This window comes from Xanthomonas hortorum, assembly GCF_024339125.1.
GTDB classification, from domain to species: Bacteria; Pseudomonadota; Gammaproteobacteria; order Xanthomonadales; family Xanthomonadaceae; genus Xanthomonas; species Xanthomonas hortorum.
On sequence record NZ_CP101417.1, the window covers coordinates 187,088 to 211,078 of the forward strand.

General features: G+C 63.8%; 19 protein-coding genes. 7 read left to right on the forward strand and 12 right to left on the reverse strand.

Annotated elements, in window-relative coordinates:
- Nucleotides 1-20 precede the first annotated feature (20 nt).
- On the reverse strand, nt 21-2,315 hold the full coding sequence (locus NMB96_RS00805) for a TonB-dependent receptor (protein WP_023904990.1): 2,295 nt from the start codon (nt 2,313-2,315) through the stop codon (nt 21-23).
- Between the two features lie 284 nt (nt 2,316-2,599).
- On the opposite strand from NMB96_RS00805, the gene NMB96_RS00810 reads away from it, so the two are divergent.
- Nucleotides 2,600-3,217, forward strand: coding sequence for an HAD-IA family hydrolase (locus NMB96_RS00810; protein ID WP_023904991.1), 618 nt, complete (start codon nt 2,600-2,602; stop codon nt 3,215-3,217).
- 108 nt (nt 3,218-3,325) lie between these two features.
- On the opposite strand, the gene NMB96_RS00815 is transcribed toward NMB96_RS00810, so the two are convergent.
- Nucleotides 3,326-4,552, reverse strand: coding sequence for an acetylornithine transaminase (locus NMB96_RS00815; RefSeq protein WP_043889413.1), 1,227 nt, complete (start codon nt 4,550-4,552; stop codon nt 3,326-3,328).
- A gap of 72 nt (nt 4,553-4,624) precedes the next feature.
- Here NMB96_RS00815 and NMB96_RS00820 point away from each other — a divergent pair, with 72 nt between their 5' ends.
- The gene (locus NMB96_RS00820; RefSeq protein ID WP_006451203.1) at nt 4,625-5,497 is read left to right on the forward strand and encodes an ion transporter; all 873 of its coding nucleotides are present in this window, start codon (nt 4,625-4,627) and stop codon (nt 5,495-5,497) included.
- Nucleotides 5,498-6,075: 578 nt separating this feature from the next.
- Here NMB96_RS00820 and NMB96_RS00825 read toward each other — a convergent pair.
- The 4 genes from NMB96_RS00825 to NMB96_RS00840 form a co-directional block, all read right to left on the reverse strand.
- Complete coding sequence (locus tag NMB96_RS00825; protein ID WP_225970124.1) at nt 6,076-7,020, reverse strand: YiiG family protein; 945 nt, start codon at nt 7,018-7,020, stop codon at nt 6,076-6,078.
- Nucleotides 7,021-7,129: 109 nt separating this feature from the next.
- Nucleotides 7,130-8,110: a YiiG family protein gene (locus NMB96_RS00830; protein ID WP_255085936.1), complete on the reverse strand. Its 981-nt coding sequence runs from the start codon at nt 8,108-8,110 to the stop codon at nt 7,130-7,132.
- Nucleotides 8,111-8,331: 221 nt separating this feature from the next.
- The gene (locus tag NMB96_RS00835) at nt 8,332-9,147 is read right to left on the reverse strand and encodes an SDR family oxidoreductase (protein WP_115040904.1); all 816 of its coding nucleotides are present in this window, start codon (nt 9,145-9,147) and stop codon (nt 8,332-8,334) included.
- Between the two features lie 128 nt (nt 9,148-9,275).
- A complete protein-coding gene (locus tag NMB96_RS00840; protein WP_006448836.1) occupies nt 9,276-9,935 on the reverse strand; it encodes a serine/threonine-protein kinase in 660 nt (219 codons plus the stop codon).
- Between the two features lie 161 nt (nt 9,936-10,096).
- Between NMB96_RS00840 and NMB96_RS00845 the strand changes: the two genes are divergently transcribed.
- Entirely contained in the window at nt 10,097-12,184 is a 2,088-nt protein-coding gene (locus NMB96_RS00845; protein WP_023904997.1) for a bifunctional DedA family/phosphatase PAP2 family protein, read from the forward strand.
- Between the two features lie 646 nt (nt 12,185-12,830).
- Here the strand turns inward: NMB96_RS00845 and NMB96_RS00850 are convergent.
- The 4 genes from NMB96_RS00850 to NMB96_RS00865 all read right to left on the reverse strand — a co-directional run bounded on the left by NMB96_RS00850 (nt 12,831) and on the right by NMB96_RS00865 (nt 16,741).
- Complete coding sequence (locus NMB96_RS00850; protein ID WP_043889870.1) at nt 12,831-13,715, reverse strand: bestrophin family protein; 885 nt, start codon at nt 13,713-13,715, stop codon at nt 12,831-12,833.
- A gap of 146 nt (nt 13,716-13,861) precedes the next feature.
- The gene (locus NMB96_RS00855; RefSeq protein ID WP_023905012.1) at nt 13,862-14,458 is read right to left on the reverse strand and encodes an LON peptidase substrate-binding domain-containing protein; all 597 of its coding nucleotides are present in this window, start codon (nt 14,456-14,458) and stop codon (nt 13,862-13,864) included.
- Nucleotides 14,458-15,825: a UDP-N-acetylmuramate:L-alanyl-gamma-D-glutamyl-meso-diaminopimelate ligase gene (mpl, locus tag NMB96_RS00860; RefSeq protein ID WP_255085938.1), complete on the reverse strand. Its 1,368-nt coding sequence runs from the start codon at nt 15,823-15,825 to the stop codon at nt 14,458-14,460. The genes NMB96_RS00855 and mpl overlap by 1 nt, the downstream gene beginning before the upstream one ends.
- A 352-nt stretch (nt 15,826-16,177) precedes the next feature.
- The gene (locus NMB96_RS00865) at nt 16,178-16,741 is read right to left on the reverse strand and encodes an adenylate kinase (RefSeq protein WP_255085939.1); all 564 of its coding nucleotides are present in this window, start codon (nt 16,739-16,741) and stop codon (nt 16,178-16,180) included.
- A gap of 157 nt (nt 16,742-16,898) precedes the next feature.
- On the opposite strand from NMB96_RS00865, the gene NMB96_RS00870 reads away from it, so the two are divergent.
- The gene (locus tag NMB96_RS00870) at nt 16,899-18,155 is read left to right on the forward strand and encodes a 6-phosphofructokinase (RefSeq protein ID WP_023905015.1); all 1,257 of its coding nucleotides are present in this window, start codon (nt 16,899-16,901) and stop codon (nt 18,153-18,155) included.
- A gap of 288 nt (nt 18,156-18,443) precedes the next feature.
- On the opposite strand, the gene NMB96_RS00875 is transcribed toward NMB96_RS00870, so the two are convergent.
- Nucleotides 18,444-18,968, reverse strand: a complete 525-nt coding sequence (locus NMB96_RS00875) for a hypothetical protein (RefSeq protein ID WP_023905016.1) — start codon at nt 18,966-18,968, stop codon at nt 18,444-18,446.
- 251 nt (nt 18,969-19,219) lie between these two features.
- Here NMB96_RS00875 and NMB96_RS00880 point away from each other — a divergent pair, with 251 nt between their 5' ends.
- Entirely contained in the window at nt 19,220-21,247 is a 2,028-nt protein-coding gene (locus NMB96_RS00880; protein ID WP_023905017.1) for a sodium-translocating pyrophosphatase, read from the forward strand.
- A gap of 195 nt (nt 21,248-21,442) precedes the next feature.
- On the opposite strand, the gene NMB96_RS00885 is transcribed toward NMB96_RS00880, so the two are convergent.
- Nucleotides 21,443-21,925: a hypothetical protein gene (locus tag NMB96_RS00885; RefSeq protein WP_023905018.1), complete on the reverse strand. Its 483-nt coding sequence runs from the start codon at nt 21,923-21,925 to the stop codon at nt 21,443-21,445.
- A gap of 196 nt (nt 21,926-22,121) precedes the next feature.
- On the opposite strand from NMB96_RS00885, the gene ppa reads away from it, so the two are divergent.
- Together ppa and NMB96_RS00895 are read left to right on the forward strand one after the other, a co-directional pair.
- Nucleotides 22,122-22,658 (forward strand): inorganic diphosphatase, encoded by a 537-nt coding sequence (ppa, locus tag NMB96_RS00890; RefSeq protein ID WP_006449843.1) that lies wholly within the window; start codon nt 22,122-22,124, stop codon nt 22,656-22,658.
- 113 nt (nt 22,659-22,771) lie between these two features.
- The gene (locus NMB96_RS00895; protein WP_043889416.1) at nt 22,772-23,920 is read left to right on the forward strand and encodes an HDOD domain-containing protein; all 1,149 of its coding nucleotides are present in this window, start codon (nt 22,772-22,774) and stop codon (nt 23,918-23,920) included.
- Nucleotides 23,921-23,991 lie beyond the last annotated feature (71 nt).

Here is a 23,991-nt window from a genome sequence, read left to right on the forward strand (position 1 = left end):
ACGCCGGCCGCATCACTGGCTCAGAACTTGTAGGCCAGGCTGGCGAACAGCTGGCGTGGTGCGATCAACTGATACGAGCCGGAGCTTTCGTTCGGGAACACCGCACCGATCGCATCGTCCTTGTCGAACAGGTTGTAGACCGACAACTGTAGTCGCCCACCGGCAAGAAACCCTGCATCCTCGCCCTGATAACCCACGCTGCCGTTGACAATGAAGGTGGCATCCACCTGATCGGTGTTGAGCGTGTCCCCGTAGCGCTTGCCGGTGTATTTGGTATCGAGGTTGACGAAGAAATGTTCGCCTTCCCAACCGCCGTTGACGCTGAACATCACCTTGGGCGAATCCGGCACTTCGTTGCCTTCCACCTGCACCAGGTTGCCGCTGACTGGGCCGAAATAGTTGTCCTGGAATTCGGATTTGTTCCAGGTCAACGAGGCGCCCAGCCGCCAGCCCGGCGCCGGCTTCCACATGCCGGACACTTCCGCACCATAGGTCTGCACGTCGCCGACATTGGCATAGACGGTGGGTGCCACCACCAATGGATCCGGATCGGTCAGCGCGATGATGCGGTTTTCGTAATCGATCTTGTAAGCGGCGATATAGCCGCTCCACTGGCTGGATTCGGCGCGGATGCCGATGTCGATGTTGGTGGATTCTTCCGGCGCGATATCCGGATTGAACGCACCGGAGGTCAACGCCAGCCGCGGGGCGGAGCTGAAGTTTTCTGCGTAGTTGGCGAACAGTTGTACGCCCTCGGCAAGCTGGAAGCTGGCGCCGACCTGCGGCTGGAACCAGTCGCTGTTCTTGATGGTGACATCGCGGCGCACACCGACATTGAAGTCGTCCAGATTGGCGATGCCGTTGTAATCGCGTTTGACATCCAGGCCCTTGGCGCCGAATTCCATGGTGAGCCGGTCATCGAGCAGGCGCAGCGTGTCCTTGATGTAGAGCTGCTTCACCTCGGTGGAGAAGTGGTTGTCGTAGTAGATGACGATCGGCAGCGAGCCCTTGAGCAACGCGCCAGTGGCCGGGTCCAGGTTGTACAGCGGGCGCACCTGATCGAAGTCGTAGTTCTCGTACCAGGCGCCCACTTCGAGCTTGTTGTGCTCGGTCTCCCACGACACTGCGGTGGTCACACCATAACGATCGCCGCCCATGATTTCTTCGCGCCGGGTCATCGCCCCGACGCTGGTGACATTGCCGTTGGCATCCACGATCTGGGGGTCGTTGATTGCGATATCGGTACGCCCCGGCGTGCCGGCGATGGCATCGTTGTATAAACCGGTGGCGGTGCTTGGCGGGGTGCCGCCGACGCCGTAACCATGCTTGTTTTCGTAGTAGCCGGTGAAGGTGAAGCCGATCGCATCGTTGAACAGGAAATCGCCGTGCAGGCTGAGCAACGAATCGCGTCGGCCGTTCTGCCATTCGCTGTAGTGCTCTGCATCCACTTCCGGATTGCCGGTGATGCGTTCGTGCAGATCCCACGACACCGAGCCGTCGGAGTTGTACGACTGCACGTCATAGTCCTTGCGGTTGTTGTAGATCCAGCCCAGCGTCAGGCTGCCCGCATCCCAGGCCTGGCGGATCTTGGCTTCGAAGTGGTCGCTTTTTTGCGTGGCCGGTTCCATGTCCCACACCCCGCCCTGCGTGCGCGATGCGGAGAGGTACGCGCTGGGGCCGCCTTCCCACCAATCCGGCGTATCCAGGCGCACGAAGCTGCGCACCAGATCGTCCGAGCCGATGGTCTGGGTGAGATTGCCGCTCCAGCTATCGCCCCCCTTCGGTGGCAGGCTGGTGTAGCGGATCGCACCGCCGAGTGCGTGATACGAGGGCTGGGTGACATCTCCGGAGCCTGCCGACACGGTGACGTCGAGCAGGTTCTCGCTGGACACGTAACGGGTGATCGGCCCGCCTTCGCGGGTGTCGAAGGTTTCGATCGGAATGCCGTCCAGGGTCACGCCGATCTGGTTGGCAGAGAAGCCGCGGATGGTCATCGAGTCGCCGAACTCGTACAGCCCGAACGGATCGGTGGTCTGCACATTCACCCCGGGCAGACTCGCCAGTAACTGCTGCGGCGCCACGCCGGGCACCTGGGCCTGGATTTCGGCCACCGAGATCGACGCGGTCGTGCGTGTGGAACCGGTGCCCACCACGCTGACCGCATCGAGCGTGCGCGCTTCCTGTGCCAGTGCAGGCAGGCTGTGTGCGCCGGCCAGCAACAAGGTCATCGAGGCAAGCGTGTGGCGACGCGTGGCGGTGGTGAGAATGGCGGCGACCGAGGCCGCCAGCTGATCGGTTTTGAAGCGCTTAGGCATGCAATCGACCCCTGGATGCGTGTGGCGTGCTGAGTGACCGGGCCGCTCCCCCAGACCGGCTGACACCGCAAATGCGGCATGCATCGACCATAACCAGCGCAGTTCCGCCGCAAGCCCCGCGCGGAGGGTAGGGGCAGCGCGGGTGGGTAGGTTGCCGCCGAATTCAACGATCTGAATAGGTACTGTCCCCACCCACCTGCGCACATACGGTCATACCAGCTCTCGCATGCTTGCCATGACGTCGCAGATCGACAACGCTGCGCAGCCGCATCACGAGTCCGCGCATGCCGCTTGCAGCACCCTCTCTGTTACTGCTCGATTTCGATGGCGTATTGGCCAGCTACTCACGGCCGCGCCGCGTGGCTGCACTTGCTGCAGCAGCTGCCTGCACGCCGCAACGGGTGCAGCAGGTGTTGTTCGAGCAAGGTCTGGAACTTGCCTACGATGCTGGGCTTATCGACACGCAGGACTACCTGGCGCAGTTGAGCGGGGGGCTGGGCGGCGTAATCGATCACGCCACCTGGATCGACGCGCGCGTGGCGGCATGCCGCGCAGATCCATCCGTGGTGGCGCAGGTGCTGGCGGTATCGGCGACGACGGCCGTGGCGGTACTCACCAACAATGGGCCGTTGATGGTGGAGGCAATCGAGCGGATCGTGCCTGCGTTGTTCCCGCTATTGCAGGGCCGCGTGCTGTGCAGCGGCGCACTCGGCGGCCGCAAGCCCGACGTGCAGGTGTATCAGCGCGCGCTTGCACAGCTGGACGCCACTGCCGCGCGCACCTTGTTTCTCGACGACCTGTTCGTCAACGTGCGTGGCGCGCGTGCAGCCGGCCTGCACGCGGATACGGTGCGCGATGCGCGTGCGTTGCGGCGGGTGTTGAAGCGGTATGGGGTGGCGTAGGAGAGCCGGGATTCGAGATTGGGGAATCGGGAATCGCCGGCGAATCTTCCTTCGCCATCATGGCCGGCGCGGTGCCGGCCATGATGGCGCAGAAAGCGCAGCTCTGCATCACTGCTGCGCGACGTACTCGGCAATCGCAAGGCGCAAACGTTCCAACCCATCAGCCAGCTCGGCATCGGTCAAATTGAGCGCCGGCACAAAACGCAAGACATCCGGCCCCGCCTGCAACAACAGCAAACCATGCTTGGCTGCAAAATCCAGGATCGCCCCGGCCTGCCCGGCATGCGCCGGGGCCAGCACTGCGCCCAGCATCAAGCCGCGCCCGCGGATTTGCGCAAACACGCCGAACTCGTCGTTGAGCGCGTCCAGACCGGCGCGCAACGCAGCCGACTGACGCGCCACGTTCTCTGCAATCTGCGGCGAGGCCAGCTTGCGCAGCGCCACGCGCGCCACCGCCGCGGCCAACGGATTGCCGCCGAAGGTGGTGCCATGCGCGCCGAACTGCATGGTCTCGGCCACCTTGGGGCCGGCCAGCATCGCACCGATCGGGAAGCCGCCACCCAGCGCCTTGGCCAGCGTCACGATGTCCGGCGTCACCTGCTCCTGCCAGTGCGCAAACAGCGTGCCGGTGCGGCCCATGCCGCACTGGATCTCGTCGAGCACCAGCAGTGCATCGTGCTGATCGCACAGCGCGCGCACGCGGCTCAGAAAGCCCGGCTCGGCCGGCATCACTCCGCCCTCGCCCTGAATCGGCTCCAGCATCACCGCAGCGACATCGCCGGCCGCCATGGCCGTTTCCAGTGCCGCCACATCGTTGAAATCCACATAGCGAAAGCCGCCGGGCAGCGGCTCGTAGCCTTCCTGATACTTGGGCTGTGCGGTCGCAGTGACCGAGGCCAGGGTGCGCCCATGGAAGCTGCCGCGGAAGGTCACGATGACGCGCTTGTCGGCCGGGCGGCCCTGATTGCTGGCCCACTTGCGCACCAGCTTGATCGCCGCCTCGTTGGCCTCGGTGCCCGAGTTGCAGAGAAAAACCTTCTGCGCGAAACGCGAAGCAGTGACCAGTTCCTCGGCCAGCTTCAGCGGCGGTGCGCTGAAGAACACGTTGCTGGTGTGCCACAACTTGCCGGCCTGCTCGGTGAGCGCAGCCATCAGATCCGGATCGTTATGGCCCAGCCCGCTGACCGCGATGCCTGCGGACAGATCCACATATTCGCGGCCCTGGTCGTCCCACACGCGACTGCCCTGTCCACGCTCCAGCACCACCTGGCGCGGGCGGTAGACCGGCAGGTAGTAATGCGCGAAGGACAGGGGCGAATCGGCAGCGGTGCTCATGATGGTGGGTCGCAGAAGCGGAGGGAGAACCCGCATTCTCGCGCATTCGCCGGCCTGCGGCACAATGCGCGCATGCGCCCTTTCTCCGATCCTCAGCTTACCCCTGCCACCGACGACGGCTGGCGCCGGCACTGGTTCGACATCATCTATCGTCACGACACCCGCCCGTCGCGCAATTTCGATCTGATGCTGGTGGTGGCGATCCTCACCAGCGTGGTGGTGATCATGATCGACAGCGTGCCGCGCATCCACTCGCACTCGGCGCACTGGTTGGTGCCGCTGGAATGGGCGTTCACGGTGCTGTTCACCGTCGAATACGCATTGCGTCTGGCAGTGGTACGGCGCCCGCTGCATTACGCGCTCAGCATCTGGGGGGTGATCGATCTGCTGTCGATCCTGCCCAGCTATCTGTCGTTCTTCGTGCCCGGTGCGCAGACGCTGCTGGTCGTGCGCGTGCTGCGCATCCTGCGCCTGTTCCGCATCCTCAAGCTCACCCGCTACATCGAAGAGAGCGGGCAGCTGGTGGACGCGCTGTGGCGCAGCCGGCGCAAGGTGCTGGTGTTCCTGTTCAGCGTGCTCACCATCACCGTGATCGCCGGCGCCACGATGTACGTGATCGAAGGCCCGCAACACGGGTTCACCAGCATCCCGACCAGCATGTACTGGGCCATCGTGACGATGGCCACGGTGGGCTTCGGCGATCTGGTGCCGCAGACCACGCTGGGCCGCTTCGTCACCTCGGCCCTGATCCTGATCGGCTACAGCATCATCGCGGTGCCCACCGGCATCTACACCGCCGAACTGGCCAGCACGCTGCGCGAAGGCGGCCACGCCGGCAAGCGCGATGTCCGCAATTGCCCGCGTTGCGGGCTGGAAGGCCATGCGCCGGATGCGCGGTATTGCCGGCAATGTGCAGAGCCGCTGCCGGAACTCTCCAACGGCTAAAGTGTCTTGGAGTAGTTTGGAGTGGCTTGGAGTGGTTGGGCAGTGCGGGTGGATCAGGTGTGGAGCGGCTGATCTGTAGGTTGGCTGCAGGGTCCTTGCCCGCTCACCGGCGCGGGACACGCCGCAAGTACGTCCGTGTAGGCTCTTACGCGGCATCCATGCCGCGTAAGGTCCCGCGACGGTGAGCGGGCAAGGACCCGTCGAGATGGTCGGTGTGTGTGGTGCAAGCAATGCATGGCGTGCTTCTACTTTGCTGGCTCACATGTAATTCTGCGACCCGCATCAGCAGGCCAATGCAACTCGCGAGACGGCCAGCTTTTTACGCAGCTACCGACCAATGTCCTGGTGCGGTGTCCTCACCGATTGCGGGACCGTATGGCGGCATGGATGCCGCCACCGAGCCTCCACGGACGGATTCACGGCGTGTCCCGCGAGCGGTGAGGACACCGCGCTCTCGACCGACTGGACTTTTGACTACATCTGAATTCAGCTACCACTCGAAATAGCGGTGCCTTCGGAACTTGCACAATCACCTGTTCGATGCGCTTCCACAACGCGACAGAGACGCGTGCACAGCATCAATGCGACATGCGGTTGCTCATGTCGATCAGATCGTTGTAGCTGGCCAGCACTGCCTGGCGTGTGCCACCCGGCGGCATCGAGCCGCTTTCCAGCAGCATTTGCTCGCTCTTGTTCAATGGTGTCTTGGTGCGGATACGCTCGACCAGCCGCCCCGACTCGCGCGCAAGCTTGTCGGCGGAACGTTCCATATGGCCCCACATCGCATCGCCCTGCCCGATCTTGGCCTTCTGCGCCTCTTCCAGAATGCCCTGGTAGCGCGCGAGCTGGGACTGCGCTGCGGCAAGGTCCGGCGTGTCGTTGTCGAGCACCTGCACCAGTTGCTTGCCTTCGCCGATGATCTTCAAGTGATACCAGGAAGCGCTGCGGCCTTCTTCCTTTTCGATCGCATCGATCTGGGCTTGGCGACGCGTGTCTTCATTATGTTCAAGCGCGGTATTCATGGCTGCGCCGGCTTCGAAGAATGCCTGATAGGCCTGCATCAGCGGCGCGTGCAGCGCCTTCATGCCCTTGCCGTCGTCGCGCAGATAATCCTCGCGGTCGTAGTAGCGCACCGCTTCCCCGATACGTTCGTTGAGCGTGGTGAAACGTTCTTGATAGGTCTTGGCCACCGGGTCGAGCTCGGGGTTGGCCGGCGTTTGCGCCAACGCCGCAGTCATCGGCGCGCCACATTCGTCCACGTGATGCGAGAGCACCGTGCCCGGTGCATGGATACCGCTTTCCTTGCCGGTCGGACCAGCCTCGGGGTCCTGCATCCAGCCGATATATTGCTGATAGCTCTCATGGATCGGCTGCTCGACGCCGTTGAAGCAGGTGATGTAGGCGTTGATCTTGTCGGCGCCTTCCACCGCGGCGGCGGCGGGTGCGTTTTTCTGGCAGCCGGCAAGCAGCGCAGCGAAAGCCATCGCCGCGGCGAGCGGCGCATAACGAAGTTGATGGGTCATCTTGCGTTCCATTGATGGGTTGAAGAAGGTGGCGCCGCAGCGTGCGGCCGAATGACATCTGGCGCAGCCGATCGCCCGGCACACGAACGATGGCTTAGGACAGCAGTGCTTACTCACGATTGCTTTCGGACACCAGTGCGTTGTAAGTGTTGAGCAACTTGCGCGACGAGCCTTCGGGCGCCAGCGAGGGGCTATTCAACCAGCCCTGTTCCAGCTTGCTATAGGGCGTTTTTTCGACTACGCGTTTCACCCGCGCCTTGGCTTGTCTGCGGAAGGTTTCTGCAGCGGTTTCGAAGCTGTTCCAGGTCAGCCTGCCCGGCTCCTGGTCGGCCACCTTGGCATGCGCCTCATCGGAGAGACGGTTGAAGCCGTCCAGCAGCGCGGTGACACGTAGCACGTCGAACTGATCCTCTTCCAGTGCATCGGCAATCTTCTTGGCGTCGAGCATCATCGCCAGCCGGTAGTACTCGCGCGTGCGGCCCTCGCCTCGCTCCAGCATCTTGAGTTTTTCGCGTTGCGCCGCGTCGTTTTGCAGGTCCAGTTCGGCGCTGAAGGTGGTACTGGCATCGGCGTAGGTCGCCAGCGCATCCATCAACTCCGGATGCAGCTGTTTGCCCTTGGCGAACTGGTCGTCTTCGTAGTCCTGCCGCGTGTAGTAATCGGCCACCGCGTGACTGATCGGCTGCAGCGCCTTCAATGCCGCGCGATAGTCGCGTGCCGCCTTGTCCAACGCAGACAGCGATGGTTTCGCCGCAGCGGCCGCACTGACCGGCGCATCGCACTGCTTCATGTCGTCGTGGTCGATATCGTATGGACCGGTCATGCCGGATTCGCGACCGGTCGGGCCGGCGAACGGGTCCTGCATCCAGCCGGTGTAGTACCTGGCGCCGGCGTGCACTTTTGCGTTGACGCGGTTGAAGCAGTCGATGTAGGCGCCGAGCTTGGCGTTGACGCCTTGCAAGGAATCCAGCTGTCTTTCGGTCGTCTTGGTATCGGCACCGGTTGCAGGCTGCTGCGACTTGCCGCCACAGGCGGTCGCCAGCACGGACACGCAAGCCACCAGGACAAGCACACGGAACTTCGGAGACACGCGCGGTACATCCCTGTTGGAAACGTTTTCAGCCGCGCACGATAACAAACCCTACTGTGAACTTTTTGTGCTCACTGACAGGACGCGCATGCCTTGGCTGACACTCCAAAACGCGACCGCGTGTCTGCCACATCCACCATCCTTCGAATCGCGGTACCCCGCACGCCGATTCCCCGGCCGCCCTCCGTATCCAGCCAAGCGCGCTGCGATGTTCGCCGCACTCAGTCGAGAAACAGATCCGGCAGCAACGCACGCGACGGGTCGACCGCATAGCCGCTCAGGTCGGTGATGCCGGCCTGGGCCAGCACCTCGTCGTCGATCAGGAACTGGCCATGAAATCCTGCCGCCTCGCGCGTAAGCACTGCATGCGCCGCGTCGGCCATGATCTCCGGCCGGCGACATGCAGCGGCATCCACGCCATCGATCATGTTGATCGCATCGGTGGCGATCACGGTGCGTGGCCATAGCGCGTTGACCGCCACGCCTTGCGGGCCGAACTCGGCGGCCAGCCCAAGCGTCACCAGGCTCATCCCCATCTTGGCCAGGGTGTAGCCGGTATGCGCGCCCCACCACGCCGGGTTCAAGGACGGTGGCGGCGCCAGGGTGAGGATGTGCGGATTGGCCGCCTGCAACAGATGCGGCAGGCACGCTTGTGCGCACAAAAAACTGCCCCGCGCATTGACCTGCTGCATCAGATCGAAGCGCTTCATCGGCGTGTCCAGCGTGCCGCGCAACCAGATCGCGCTGGCGTTATTGACCAGGATGTCGATACCGCCGAACGCCTCGACAGTCGCGGCCACCGCCGCACGCACCTGCTCTTCTTCGCGAATATCGCACTTGAGCGCCAGCGCCTGCCCACAGGCCGCAGTCACCGCCTCGGCAGCGCTATGGATGGTGCCCGGCAACTTGGGATTAGCCACCGCCGATTTGGCCGCAATCGCCACATTGGCGCCATCGCGCGCCGCCCGCAACGCAATCGCCAGGCCAATCCCGCGCGAGGCACCGGTGATGAACAGGGTTTTGCCGTTTAAGGTCATGGGAATCGGGAATCGAGAATGGGGAATCGCAAAAGCTTAGCGCCTTGAACGTTCAGCAGCCGACGCACGATCAGCTGCTGCGATGCGCCCTACCGATTCCCTACTCCCGATTCCCGATTACCAGCACTTCAAGGCTTCGGCCCCTGCCCCTCGTTGTCTTCCCAATGCAATACGCGGCGGGTCACGAAGCGATAGACCGGTTTGCCGGTGGCGAACCACAGCTCGCGCACCCAGGAGGTGCGCTTGAGCACGCGGCGTTCCACCGGGGTGATGGCGGCCGGGCAATACATGCGCTTGTGCTTGAGCAGATGGCGCAGATCCTCGCGTGCAAGCAGACGCATCCAGCGCGCGCGAGGATTGCCGCGCACCGCGAGCTGGAAATCGATCACCGCCGGGCTGCCGTCGTCCTGCACCAGCCAGTTGGCCTCTTTAGCCAAGTCGTTGTGCGCCACCCCGCAGCGATGCAGCTGCTGCAGCAACTTGCGTGCGGTACGGAAGTAAGCAAGATCGCCGCGCGGCGGGCGCTGGTACATCGCATCGCCGGCCAGATAGCTGCGATCCAGCTGGCGTCCATCCCAGCGCAGCAGCCGTGGCGTCCGCGGCAAGCCATCCAGCTGACGCAAGGCCAGGGCTTCGCGTCGCGCCAACCACCAGGCCACGCCGCGCAACAACCACGGCGCCACGCTCAGGTCGCGCCGCACGAACACGCGATCGCCTTCGCGGATCAACAGGATGCGCCCGAAGGTATCGGACTTCAGCGGCAGATGGCCGGCGGGATCGTCACTCATCCCTGCATTGTAGGCGGGCCGTCCGCCTCGCCACACAGCGCGCGTTGCCTGCGTGTCACACAAGCGTCAACGTTGCCCGCTCGCAACCTGAGGTGAAGCAGGCAGGCCGATGTGATGACGGCGCAAGTCCCCTCGTCGCCATGCCCACCTATAATTCGGCAATGAACTCATGGATCGACGCCACGCTGGAGTGGATCGGACACCACCCCACCTTGGCTGGCGTGGTGATCTTTGCCATCGCATTTTGCGATGCGGTGATCGTGCTCGGCGCCATCGTGCCGGCGCTGCCGTTGCTGTTCGCCATCGGCGTGTTGATCGGGCTCGGCCAGATCAACGGGCCGTATGCGGTGGTCTGCGCCACGTTGGGCGCCTTCGTCGGCGACGCGCTGAGCTTTTGGGTGGGCCATCGCTGGGGTCACCAGCTGCACACCTATTGGCCGTTTCGCCGCTACCCGCAATTGCTGGAACGCGGCGAGCTGCTGTTCCGGCGCAATGCCTTCAAGAGCATTCTGATCGCCCGCTACGTGGGCGCGGTGCGGCCGTTCGTGCCGGCCATCGCCGGCATGTCGCACATGCCGTTCAAGCGCTATCTGTTTGCCAGCGGCCTGGCCTGCATCTCGTGGGCGCTGCTGTTTCTGGTGCCGGGCTGGGTGCTGGGCACCGCTTACGATGCGGTTGCGGCAGTGGCCGGGCGTTTGTTCGTGGTGGTTACGCTATTGGTCGCGGTGATCGGGCTGGCCTGGGCGGTGGTGCTGTACTCGTATCGCTGGTCGGCTGGCCATCTGGATGCGCTGCTTGCGCGGCTGCTGGAGTGGTCGCATCGGCATCCGGTGCTGGGCAACTGGTCGGTGGGCGTGTTCGACCCACGCCGTCGCGAGTCGGTGCCGCTGGCGATGATGGCGTTGATGCTGCTGCTGTTGGGCTGGGGCTGGTTCGTGCTGTTGATGGTGGTGCTGGCGCATGGCGAGCCGCTGCGCGTGGACCTGGCCGTGCACGATCTGATGCTGGCGCTGCGCAACCCGCTGGCCGACTACCCGATGGTGGCGCTGGCCTCGCTGGGCGACTGGCAGGTACTGCTGCCGGCGATCGCCGCAGCGATGAGCTACCTGGCCTGGCGCCGACGCTGGATGGCGGTGGCGCATTGGGTGATCGCGCTGGCCTTTGGCTTGGCGTTGACCCAGTTGCTGGGCGCCACCGTGCAGGTGGTGCGCCCGCCTGCGGCCAGCAGCGGATTCGGGTTTCCGTCGGTGGCCGTCACCATGGCCACGATTGGCTTCGGCTTCTTCGCATTGCTGATCGCGCGCGAGCTGCCCGGCCGGCGGCGGGTGTGGCCGTATCTGGTCAGCGGCGCAATCGTCTCGCTCATTGGATTTGCACGGTTGTACCTGGGCGCGCATTGGCTCAGCGACGTGGTCGGCGGCATGTTGTTCGGCATTTTCTGGCTGCTGGTGCTGGGCATCGCTTACCGACGCCGCGCCACGCGCGCGTTCTGGGTCAAGCCGGTGTCGTGGATGTTCTACGGCGTGTTCCTGACCTGCGCGATCGTGTTTGCCCCGCGCAATCTGGAAGCCAAACTGGCCAAGTTCGAACCGCCGCCGCCGCTGCTGATGGAGTTGCCGGCCAGCGACTGGTGGAATGGCCAGTGGCGCCTGCTGCCGGCGCGCCGCAACGAATTCGACGACGACCAGCGCTGGCCGCTGGACGTGCAACTGGCCGGCCCGCTCGCACCCCTGCAGCGCCAACTCGAAGCGCGCGGGTGGCGGGTGCAACCGCAGGCCGGTTGGGAGCAAGCGCTGCATCTGCTCGACGTCAGCGGCCGCCCGGATGAGGTGCCGATCCTGCCGGCCACCCTGGATACACAGGTCGAAGCGCTGCTGATGGTGCGTCATGCCGCGCCCGGCCATGTGCATGTGCTGCGCCTGTGGCCGGCAGCGGCTCGCCTGCAACCAGGTGCACAACCGCTGTGGGTAGGCAGCACCCAGACGCTGCGCTACAGCCGCCATTTCAGCCTGATCGGGCTGTGGTATCCGCTGCGTGGCGTGGACCCGGCGCTGAGCGCTTTGCGTGAAGCACTCGGCCCATTGCCGCATCGCGTCGAACAGCGTCGGCGCTCACAGGTACCAGTGATCTTGATCGACAGCACTTCCGGAAATGCGGTGCGACGAGAGGACAAAGACAACGCCGCACCACAGACGGAAACCACAGGGTCCGATTCGACTGCATCGGATCCGTCACAACAGCCTCGTTGATCGATCGATTGGTCAGCGTCCGGCGAACGCGCAGTCCTGTAGATAAGAGCTGCTAATAAAACGTCTTGAACGCTGTATCGATGGCGGCAACGCGTTCGCGTCACTTGGACGCAGTCGAATGTTTAGGTCAACAGCCTGATTGGTCGAGTGCGCGGTGCCCTCACCGCTCGCGGGACACGCCGTGAATCCGTCCGTGGAGGCTCGGTGGCGGCATCCATGCCGCCACACGGTCCCGCAATCGGTGAGGCCACCGCGCCAGACAGTTGGTCGGTAGCTGCGTAAAAGCTGGCCGTCTTGCGAGTTGCATTGGCCTGCTGATGCGGGTCGCAGAATTACAAGTGAGCTAGCGAAGTAGAGGCACATCATGCATTGCTTGCACCATGCACACCGACCATCTCGGCCGGTCCTTGCCCGCCCACCGTCGCGGGACCTTACGCGGCATGGATGCCGCGTAAGAGCCTACACGGACGTACTTGCGGCGTGTCCTGCGATGGTGGGCGGGCAAGGGCCCTGCAGCCAAGCCACAGATCAGTCGCCCCGCAAGTGATCTATCCACCCTGTCCAATCACTTCAAGATAAACAAGATTCCGGGTGTTTAGCGCCGTTTGGATGTGCACAAGCCGCATTGGTCAAAGGCGCGATGCACTCACCACAACACACCATCCACCGGCTGCATCGGCTCCGGCGCCTGCTCGCCAATCGCCTGCAATGCATCGATTTCCACCGTGCGGCACATGCTATCCAGCGGCAGATCGTGGATGGTGTTGGCGAAGGGATCGACCAACTCGTCGCCGATCTTGAGCACTGCCAAAAACATCAAGCCCGCAACGGTCGAACCCACCGGTGTGGCGTATTGCAGCGTTTCCACCAGGCCGATCGGCAGCAACACGCAGAACAGCCGCGTAAACAGGTTCGGATAGAAGCGATATTGATACGGCAGCGGCGTATTTTTCAGCCGTTCCATACCGCCTTGTGCGTTGGCGATGTCCACCAGAATGCGCTCGACACTGGCCTGCTGAATGCTGTCGATCCAGCCATCGCGACGCGCCTGCTCCACGCTGCGCCCGGTGTTATCGAGCAGGCCATTGGCGACATTGGTACGCGTGATCACCGAAGCCACCTCATCGGCATCCAGCCGCGATTCCAGCACCGCATCCACTGGCAATCGGCGCAACTGGCAGCGCAACGCATACACGTACGCTACCTGGCGCAACGCGATCGTGCGCCCCAGCGCTGCGGCTTCCGGCGCAGACAACACGCTGATGCTCAGACGTACCAGGTTGCGCGATGCATTGATCATCTGGCCCCACAGCACGCGCCCTTCCCACCAGCGTTGGTAGGTCGAGTTGGCACGAAACCCCAGAAACAACGCCAACGCCGAACCGAAGATGGTCAGCGGCAACGCAGGCGCGCGGAACGGCAGCACGTAGTAGATGATCGTGATCAACACGTCCCAGACGAACAACACCGCCAGGGTCCGCCAGACCTGGTCGAACACATCGGATACACGCGGTTTGACATCGATGATCAAGGCACACTCCATGGATCGATAACGAGTGACGCCGTTGCGCGCATCCAGTGCATGGATGCCATCGTCAGCGCACTCAAGCATGGCGAGTGTGCCGCTGCAGCGGTGCAAGCGCGGTGATGGGTCACCCACGCCACAGCATCACCGCGTTACGGCATCCACGCCAGCAACTGATCCATGCGCCGATGCGGGTCGTCCTGCTGCAACAACGACAGGCGTTGTTGCTCGGTCAGCGGCAGCAACTCGGCCAGCCGCCAACCTACCCAAGCCGCTTGATCCAGCAGGCCGGGTCCGGCCGATGCGAATTCGCCACCCACCTGTTCGAGCATGCGCTCGAGCACGGTGGCCAGCAGGCTGTGCTCGGGGCGCAACTCGTCATCGCTGTCGGGCTCGCACCAACTTACCTCGCCCACGACAAGCCCGTTGTCGCGGATACGCGAACGCTGCACATGGAAGCGCCGCGTCCCGCGCAAACGCAGTACCAGCACACCGTCGGCACCAACGTCGAAATCCTCGATACGCACTTCGGTGCCGAACGCCGCCGGTGTCGCCGGCACGCCGACTTCTGCCCCATCCAGAATCAGGCACACCCCAAAACTGGTGTCGGTGCGGCCGCACTCGCGCACCAGATCCAGATAGCGGCGCTCGAACACGCGCAAGCCCATCGCGGCGCCCGGCAACAGCACGTTGTGCAGCGGAAACAGCGGTAATGCGCTGCTGTCGGCAGTGGTGGTCATTTCGTTCATCAGGACAGCTGCGCCAGAAAGCGACGCGGCGCGCCGTCGAAGCCGCCATTGGACATAAACACCACATGGTCGCCGGGCTGCGCAATCTCGCCCAGCGTGTGCAGCAATGCATCCACGTCGTGCGCCACATGTGCATCACCGCGCACCTGCGCAACGATCGGCGTCGCATCCCAGGCCAATTCGAGCCGATGCAGGAACACCACCGCATCGGCATCTTGTAACGATGGCGCCAACGCCTGCGCATGCGCGCCCAGCCGCATCGAATTGCTGCGCGGCTCCATCGCCACCAGCACGCGTGCAGCGCCGACCTTCGCACGCAAGCCCTGCAGCGTGGTCGCAATCGCGGTGGGGTGATGCGCAAAATCGTCGTACACGGTGATGTCGCGCGCCTGCCCCAGCACTTCCAGTCGCCGTTTGACGCTTTGGAAGCGCGCCAGCGCCGGCATCACACTCGCCGGATCCACGCCCACTGCATGCACGGCGGCCAGCGCCGCCAACCCGTTGAGCACGTTATGCCGCCCGACCAGCGGCCAGTGCACCTGGCCGATCTCCACACCGCGATGCAGCACTGCAAACATGCTGCCATCGGCGGCGATCAAGCGTGCGCTCCACTCCAACGCCGCATCGAAACCGAAGCGCTCCACCGGCGTCCAGCAGCCCATCGCCAGCACCTCGGCCAGGCGCGCATCTTCGCCGTTGACGATCAGCCGCCCGCGTGCCGGTACCGTGCGTACCAGATGATGAAACTGGCGCTGGATCGCCGCCACGTCGGGAAAAATGTCCGCATGGTCGTATTCCAGGTTGTTGAGGATCGCCACCAGCGGCCGGTAGTGCACGAACTTGCTGCGCTTGTCGAAGAACGCAGTGTCGTACTCGTCGGCTTCCACCACGAATTCGCGCCCCTGCCCCAACCGCGCCGACACGCCGAAGTCTTCGGCCACCCCGCCGATCAAAAAGCCCGGCGCACGCCCGGCCGCCTCAAGCAAAAAGCTCAAAATGGTGGTGGTGGTCGTCTTGCCATGGGTGCCGGCGACCGCCAGCGTGTCGCGGCCCGGCAGCACCTGCTCGGCCAGCCACTGCGCACCGGAGGTGTAGCGACGCCCCGCGTCCAGCACCGCTTCCACGGCGGGGTTGCCGCGCGACAAGGCATTGCCGATGACCACATCGGTGGTATCGGCCGAAATATTGGACGGCGCGTAGCCCTGCGCCAGCGCTATGCCGAGCGTTTCCAGCTGCGTGGACATCGGCGGATAGATGGCCTGGTCGCTGCCCTCTACCGGCCAGCCCAGCTCGCGCGCAAGAGCGGCGACACCGCCCATGAAGGTCCCGGCGATGCCGAGGATGTGGAGTTTGGTCATGCCGCACATTGTCGCCGATCGCCGGAGTTACGGGACATTCCGATCCATCGCCAACGGCGCTGTCAGGAAACTCCTACCGTACTGTCGGGAATTTCCCTATATGCGAACTTCGTCACATATCCCACCATGCTGAACGCCAGTCGCAGCACCCTTTTGGTCCTACTCCCCAAGTGGCCAAAATCCCCAGGGAGCTCATGCTGTCGGGGCTCTGAGCAAGCCCATCACTGGCGTTATTCCGCCCCGGTCGTCTTGTATGACCGGGGTTTTTCTTTGCGGCATCGCAAACGCGAAAAAAAGCCGCGCTGCCTGATGGCGCGCGGCTTTTGTCGCCGGGCCGGACGTTGCGCCCGGCCCAGTTGACTCAGCGACCGAGCGCCTTGCTGATGCGCTCGAGCACTTCGTCCAGCGAACCCACGCCATCGACGCACGCCAGCTTGCCGCGCTGCTCGTAGAAGCCGATCACCGGTGCGGTGGAATCGGTATAGACCTGCAGGCGCTTGCGCACCGATTCGGGATTGTCGTCTTCGCGGCCCTCGGCCTTGGCACGACCAGCGATGCGCTCGACCAGCAACTCGCTGGCGACATCCAACTGCACCACCGCGTCCAACGGCTGGCCGATCTTGCTGAGCAGCCCATCCAGCGCATTGGCCTGCGCCACGTTGCGCGGATAGCCATCGAGAATGAAACCCTTCGCAACGTCGGCCTGACCGAGCCGCGCCTCCAACATGCCGAGCAGGATTTCGTCGGACACCAGATCGCCGCGTGCCATCACTTCCTTGGCCTTCAGGCCCAGCGGCGAGCCAGCAGCCACTTCGGCGCGCAGCAGATCGCCGGTGGAAATATGCGGGATCTCAAAGGTGTCTTTGAGCCGTGTCGCCTGGGTGCCCTTGCCCGAACCGGGCGGTCCCAACAGAACCAATCGCATCAGTGGACTCCACTTTCGAATAAAAACGCGTTGCGGTTGGCGGCGTTAGACTCAGGTCTTCGCCAGCGCTGACCGTCTGGTCGTGCAGCTTACCGCATCCGGGGAATGTCCCGGCACTGTCCCCTGCGCCATGTCCCATTGAGGAGCCCGTCCCCCTATGTCTACTGGCAACTTGTTGTATGCCCAATCCGGCGGCGTTACCGCCGTCATCAATGCCACCGCCGCCGGTGTGATCACCGAAGCGCGCGCGCGCAAGATCAAGGTGCTGGCCGCACGCAACGGCATCCTGGGCGCATTGCGCGAGGAGCTGATCGACACCTCGAAAGAATCCGCCGCCGCGATCGCCGCGCTGGCGCAGACCCCCGGCGGCGCATTCGGCTCGTGCCGCTACAAGCTCAAGTCGCTGGAAGAAGACAGCGCCAAGTACGAGCGCCTGCTCGACGTGCTGCGTGCGCACGACGTGCGCTGGTTCCTCTACAACGGCGGCAACGACTCGGCCGATACCGCGTGGAAGGTCTCGCAGCTGGCCAAGGCCTACGGCTACCCGCTGCACTGCATCGGCGTGCCCAAGACCATCGACAACGACCTCGCAGTAACCGACACCTGCCCCGGCTTCGGCTCGGCGGCGAAATACACCGCGGTCTCGGTGCGCGAAGCCGCACTGGATGTCGCCGCGATGGCCGACACCTCGACCAAAGTCTTCATCTACGAAGCGATGGGCCGCCACGCCGGTTGGCTCGCCGCCGCGGCAGGTCTGGCCGGTCAAGGTCCGGACGATGCACCGCAGATCATCCTGCTGCCCGAACGCGCCTATGACCAGGCGGTATTCCTGGCCAAGGTCAAGCAGGTAGTGGAAAAAGTCGGCTGGTGCGTGGTGGTCGCCAGCGAAGGCATCCAGGACGCACAGGGCACGTTCGTCGCCGACGCAGGCGGCGCCACCGACTCGTTCGGGCATGCGCAACTCGGCGGCGTCGCCTCATTCCTCGCCGCGCAAGTGAAGCAGGAACTCGGCTACAAGGTGCACTGGACACTGCCCGATTACCTGCAACGCTCCGCACGTCACTTGGCCTCCAAAACCGACTGGGAGCAGGCTCAGGCCGTCGGCAAGGCCGCCGTGCAATACGCGCTTAAGGGCATGAACGCGGTGATCCCGGTGATCGAACGCGTCAGCGACGCCCCCTATCGCTGGAAGATCGTGCCCGCCCCGCTGCACAAGGTGGCCAACCACGAAAAGAAGATGCCGCCCAGCTTCCTGCGCAAGGACGGCTTCGGCATCACCGAACGCGCCCGCCGCTATTTCGCCCCACTGATCAAGGGCGAAGCGCCGCTGGCCTACGGCAGCGATGGGTTGCCGAAGTATGTGACCTTGAAGAATGTGGCGGTGGCGAAGAAGTTGCCGGCTTGGGAGGGCTGAGCTTCAGGTATTGCCAGGCAGAAGAATCCGTCGCTTCCATCGAGAGGACCGCATGCGCAACCCGTCCCTAGCCTTCTCAGCATCCTGTTGCAGATAGCCGAGAGCAAAAGGCATGGTGGATTAGCTGATTCCGCCAATACAACCTGGCAGCAAGAACTCGCTTGATTGTGCAATCACTTAAGCGCTACATCGTCGGCTTTCGAGGTCGACTAAAAGACAAAACAGCGCATCCCAACATTGCCGGGGTGCGCTGTTTTTAATATCTCGAAACGAAACAGAATGGCTCGTTTACTGACAAGCCTTGCCTTCCACCGTCATCTGCGCAGCAAACATCGGCACCTGCGGCATCTTTCCGGCTGCGGCCTGTTGCTTGGCGTCTTCCAGATAGATGCGCGACTGGCCTTGGCCATCGAGTTGCGGTTTGGCCTCCACAGGCTTACGCCAGATGCGCACCACGGCCTGCTGCGCCGGGCAGGCGGCGCTCGGGACGCGGATCACGTCGTTGAAGATCCAACCCGATGCGACGCTGGGCGTGGCCTTGGCGAAATCCACGAAGCGCGCGCGTGGCTGGCAGGTCGGGCTGCTACGCACGACCGAGAAGGTGTATGGCTGCGCAGCGTTACCGGTGAACACGCCTTCTAGGCGAGCGCAGGCTTCGGGAATCTGGCGCAAGGTGTGCACGGCACCGACCGCTTGCGCGGTGCCGGCATCGCGCTGTTTCAACTCCGGCGTTGGCTCAGCAGCAAGCGCGTAGCTGGTGAGCAACAAGGCTGCAATCGTCACGGCAGACTTCGACGCGGCATAGTTCGACATACACACTCCTGGATCGGGTCGATCACGTTGGGCCGCAGGCTGTCACGCCGCGACTGAACAACATGCCAAAGCCGTAGTGGTGGCAGCCTCACAAGGTGCGGCGCATACTCGGCCGCGATCCGGCCACATGAACATCGCGACGCGCGTTACGGTCATTGTGACCGTCGAGTCCGTATTCGCCAGTCCACTCGCTGCGTGCATCGCCCTTGGTTCGTCCCGACCGGACGACATCCATTCTCTTGGGAGGGGTCATGCTGGAACATTACGGATTACTGCTTGCACTGGGTTGTGCGGTCCTGGCAATCGTCTATGGAATTGTGTCGGCACGCTGGGTGATCGCGCAGCCGAGTGGCAACGCACGCATGCAGGAGATCGCTGCCGCGATCCAGGAAGGCGCACGCGCCTATCTCAACCGGCAATACCTCACGATTTCAATCGCCGGTGGCGTGTTGTTCGTGTTGGTCGGGCTGTTTCTGAGCTGGTACACCGCGGTGGGTTTTGCGATCGGCGCGGTGCTGTCGGGGCTGGCCGGCTATATCGGCATGAGCGTGTCGGTACGCGCCAATGTGCGCACCGCCGAGGCCGCGCGGCATGGCATCGGCAAGGCAATGGATGTGGCCTTCCGCGGCGGCGCTATCACCGGCATGCTGGTGGTGGGCTTGGGATTGCTCGGCGTGGCCGGTTATTACGCGGTGCTGCAGGCGATGGGCCTGCCGCTGGAGCAAAACCTCCACGCATTGGTGGGTCTGGCATTCGGGTCTTCGCTGATCTCGATCTTCGCGCGCCTGGGTGGCGGTATCTTCACCAAAGGCGCGGACGTGGGTGCGGATCTGGTCGGCAAGGTCGAAGCCGGCATTCCCGAGGATGACCCGCGTAATCCGGCGGTCATCGCAGACAACGTTGGCGACAACGTCGGCGACTGCGCAGGCATGGCGGCGGATCTGTTCGAAACCTATGCCGTCACCGTGATCGCCACGATGTTGCTGGGCAGTCTGACGCTGGCCGACACCGGGCCGCATGCGGTGCTGTATCCGCTGGTACTCGGTGGCGTGTCGATCATCGCCTCGATCGTGGGCGCGGGCTTCGTCAAGGTCAAAGCCGGTGGCTTGATCATGGGCGCGCTCTATAAAGGCGTGATCGTCTCAGGCGTGCTGGCCGCACTCGCCTACTGGCCAATCACCCAGACGCTGATGCGCGACAACATCCATGGCGCGACGTCGTTGTATGTATGCGCATTGATCGGCCTGGTGCTCACCGGCCTGATCGTCTGGATCACCGAGTACTACACCGGCACCCAATACAAGCCTGTGCAGCACGTGGCAGCGGCGAGCACCACCGGCCATGGCACCAACATCATCGCCGGGCTTGGCATCTCGATGAAATCCACTGCGCTGCCGGTGATTGCGGTGTGTGCGGCGATCTGGGGTGCGTTTTATTTCGGCGGGCTGTACGGCATTGCGACCGCAGCGACGGCGATGTTGTCGATGGCTGGCATGATCGTGGCGCTGGATGCGTATGGGCCGATCACCGACAACGCTGGCGGCATCGCCGAAATGGCCGAGCTGCCACCGGAAGTGCGCAACATCACCGACCCGCTGGATGCGGTGGGCAACACCACCAAAGCGGTGACCAAAGGCTATGCGATCGGCTCGGCAGCGCTGGCTGCCTTGGTGCTGTTTGCCGACTACACCCACAATCTGCAGGCGGCCAATCCTGGCGAAGTCTTCGCCTTCGATCTGTCCGACCACACGGTGATCATCGGCTTGTTGATCGGCGGGTTGATCCCCTACCTGTTCGCGGCGATGGCGATGGAAGCGGTGGGGCGTGCGGCAGGCGCAGTGGTCGAGGAAGTCCGCCGCCAGTTCCGCGAGATCCCGGGAATCATGGCCGGCACTGCCAAACCGCAATACGACCGCGCAGTCGACATGCTGACCCGCTCGGCGATCCGCGAAATGATCGTACCTTCGCTGCTGCCGGTCGTGGTGCCGATCGTGATCGGCCTGCTGCTCGGGCCACGTGCGCTGGGCGGTCTGTTGATCGGCACGATCGTCACCGGCCTATTCTTGGCGATTTCGATGACCACCGGTGGCGGTGCCTGGGACAACGCCAAGAAGTACATCGAAGACGGCCACTTTGGCGGCAAGGGCAGCGAAGCCCACAAGGCCGCGATCACCGGCGACACAGTGGGAGACCCCTACAAGGACACCGCAGGGCCGGCGATCAATCCGTTGATCAAGATCATCAACATCGTGGCCTTGCTGCTGGTGCCCCTGCTTTGATGCGTTCCATGCCTTCTGAACGTGTGCGACCCGGCGTCAAGCACGCAGGCCGCCAGCATCTCGGCCGGTGACGACGGATGACGGAGTAGAGCGCGGCTGATGCGGTCATCGCAGCGCGCTCCGCTGCCATTGGCATGCGGCCGGGCCGGCGACAGGTGGAGCTGCGCGAGATGCGCAGCTCCACCTGTCACATGCTCAGAGGCAGCCGATCAGGCCGTCATAGATCGGCGGCGCGCCGTTCGGCAGCGGCTCGAACAGCGGGTTGGTCACCGCCAAGGTGCGATACATCTCGTCCAGACCGGTCCCGGCCTTCAACGGCGCCGTGCAACGCCAGACCCGGCTATCGGAGCGCAGGTACCCGCTGCGGGGATCGACGCTGACCTCACTGGCGCCGAAGGTCCAGATGCAGCTGCGCACCACGCCGGTCACCCGATGCACCGAGCAGCGGAAGCGTAGCGGCTGGTAGTCGCTGAATTCGCCACCGCAAAAGGTGTCGCCGCAAATATTGTCGAAATCGCGTTCCAGCCGCTGCTCCAGATCGACGAACGCCTCCCAGCCTTCGCCATTGGCGGGCCAGTCCACCGCGTCGACGAAGGTCGGCGGCGGTGTTGCCGCGGCGGCAACCTGGGCGAACACAGACAGCAGCAGGACAACGAGCAAACGTGCGAGCTTGGACATGGCAATTCCCTTGCAGTGGATGAGCCTGCAGCGTGCGCCGCGCCTTTGGCCGCAACGATCGGGGAGCTGCTCATGATGAATGCGGACTATGCCGCGTGCCGGGGTCGGCGCATTGCCCATTCAGTGTCGCTGCACCGCAACAGCCGAACGCGTAGAATCGCGCTCCACACACTGCTGAAGCCTCGGAGCTACGCGCATGGGACTGGAACTGGTCACCGCCGGCAAGAATCTGCCGGACGAAATCAACGTCGTCATCGAGATCCCCAAGGATTCCGAGCCGGTCAAGTACGAAGTGGACAAGGCCAGCGGCGCGATCTTCGTCGACCGCATCCTGTCGACCCCGATGCGTTACCCCTGCAACTACGGCTACGTGCCCAACACCTTGTGTGGCGACGGCGACCCGGCCGATGTGCTGGTGGTGCTGCCGCTGCCGCTGGTGCCTGGCTCGGTGGTGCGTTGCCGTCCGGTGGGCGTGCTGCGCATGAGCGACGAAGCCGGTAGCGACGAAAAAATCCTGGCAGTGCCGATCGAGAAGATCTTCTCCGGCTATGCGCACATCGAGGACATCAATCAGGTGTCCAGCCACTGGATGGAGCGCATCGGCCACTTCTTCGAGCATTACAAGGACTTGGAGAAGGGCAAGTGGGTCAAGCTGGATGGCTGGGGCGGCGCGGCCGAGGCCAAGCGCATCCTGGTGGAGTCGGTGGAACGCTACAATTCCGACGCAGCCTGATCGATCGAGCGTGATGCAGTCCTGCAAACGCAGGGCGATCGGGATCACGCTTTCCGCGTGATCCCGGTGACCGCCGTCGGCAGATTGGGTACATTGCCGACAGCGTATGGCCGGTGTCTGTCGCCGGTGACTCTTGGGGAAGTGTCTTGCGTATTCTGTTTGTTGGGGACGAAGCCAGTCTTCCGTCCGACCTGAGCGACTATGTCTCTGATCTGGGCGATCAGTGGCAGGCGCAGCAAGTGGCCGACGGAAATTCGGCGATCGAAGCTGCCGCGTTATCGCCGTTCGATGCCGTCATCGTTGCACCGGTGCTGCCCGATCTCACTGCCGCCACGTTGCTGGGGCAAATCCGTACGTTGCGCCCGGACACCATTCGTATTGCGTTGATCGATGCGCAGGATGGCCAGCGCACCCCGCCGGCCCGCATCATCGGGGTGGCCCATCGCTTCCTGCCGATGCCGCTGGCGCCGGAAGTCCTGCTTGAGGCGGTCACCAGCCTGGAAGAGCTGCGCGACCTGCTCACCAATCCGCGCTTGCGCGCCGCGATCGGGCGGATCGAGAAGCTACCGTCGCCGCCGCATCTGTATCTGAGCCTGATGCACGCGCTGGAAGAAGACGAAGGCGCCGACGCGGCCGATATCGCCAAGCTGATCGCCGGCGACCCGGCGATTGCGGCAAAAGTGCTGCAGTTGTGCAATTCGGCGTTTTTCTCCGGTGGCCGCAGCATCACCGATCTGCGCACGGCGGTGACCCGTCTGGGCGTGGCGACGCTGCGCGATCTGGTGCTGGCCAGCGAAGTATTTTCGGTGCAGACCCTGACCCCGGCCGAGCGCAATGCGATGCAGCGCCGCGCCCTGCTCTCTTCGCGTCTGGCTGCAAAAGTGTTGCCACCGACCAGTGCAGAACTCGGCTCCACCGCCGCGCTGCTGGCCGATATCGGCCTGTTGCTGCCCGGCGTGCGCGACGAGCGCGAACCGCCGGCCGAAGGCGGCGACGAGCGCCTGGGCCATACTGAAGCCGGTGCGTACCTGCTCGGCCTGTGGGGCCTGCCGATGCCGATCATCGAAGCGGTGGCCTTCCATCGCCACCCGCAGCGTTCCAGCCTGCGCAGCTTCTGGGTGACCGGCGCGGTGCATGTCGCCACGGCACTGGCCAGCGGCGAAGCCGTAGACGAAGAGTATCTGTCCAAGGTGGGCGTGATCACGCGCCTGCCGAAGTGGCGCGAGCAGGCTGAGACGTTGTTGGGGCTCGCCGAGGCTTAAAACCAAGGCGCTACTGCTGATGTAGCAAGCCGATATAACAAGAAGGGCGCGACATGGTCGCGCCTTTTTCT